This window comes from Bartonella mastomydis (genome assembly GCF_900185775.1).
GTDB lineage: Bacteria > Pseudomonadota > Alphaproteobacteria > Rhizobiales > Rhizobiaceae > Bartonella > Bartonella elizabethae.
This window is the reverse complement of the sequence record NZ_LT883127.1, coordinates 1-971: the sequence shown is the minus strand read 5'-3', so window position 1 is coordinate 971 and position 971 is coordinate 1. Positions and strand designations below refer to the sequence as shown.

Sequence of the window (971 nt, the reverse complement as noted above, 5' to 3'; positions counted from 1 at the left end):
TCAACAAGCATTATTTATTCAATGATCTTAGAGACGATACCGGCACCAACAGTACGACCACCTTCACGAATAGCAAAACGAAGCTTCTCTTCCATCGCTATCGGCACAATCAATGACACATCCATCGCAACATTATCACCGGGCATAACCATTTCTGTTCCTTCGGGAAGCGTAACAATACCCGTAACATCCGTCGTACGGAAGTAAAATTGTGGACGATAATTCGTGAAAAAAGGCGTATGACGACCTCCTTCATCTTTCGTCAAAATGTAAGCCTCGGCTTTAAAACGTGTATGAGGAGTAACCGACCCAGGCTTCGCTAAAACCTGACCACGCTCAATCCCTTCACGATCAACACCACGAAGCAACGCACCAATATTATCACCAGCTTGACCTTGATCTAAAAGCTTGCGGAACATTTCAACACCCGTCACCGTCGTCTTAGATGTTGGACGAATACCGATAATCTCAATTTCCTCGCCAACTTTAATAACACCACGCTCAACACGACCCGTAACAACCGTTCCACGTCCCGATATCGAAAACACATCTTCTATCGGCATCAAGAATGGTTGATCAACAGGACGCTCAGGGGTTGGAATATAATTATCAACCTCACTCATCAAAAGACGAACCGCATCTTCACCAATGCTCTTATCCTTATCCTCAAGGGCAGCCAACGCAGAACCCTTTACAATTGGAACATCATCTCCTGGGAAATCATATTTGGATAAAAGCTCCCGAACCTCAAGCTCTACAAGATCCAAAAGTTCGGTATCATCAACCTGATCAACTTTATTAAGAAAAACAACAATCGCTGGAACACCAACCTGACGAGCAAGCAAAATATGCTCACGTGTCTGAGGCATTGGACCATCAGCTGCAGAAACAACAAGAATAGCACCATCCATCTGCGCTGCCCCTGTGATCATGTTTTTCACATAATCTGCGTGTCCTGGACAATCAACGTG

Annotated in this window: 1 protein-coding gene; it reads right to left on the bottom strand. The window is 44.8% G+C overall.

Features of this window, described 5'->3' with window-relative positions; translation table 11 throughout:
* Positions 1-14 precede the first annotated feature (14 nt).
* Positions 15-971, bottom strand: a 957-nt coding sequence (tuf, locus tag FJG96_RS00005; RefSeq protein WP_139412225.1) for an elongation factor Tu, incomplete at its 5' end; no start/stop codon positions are given.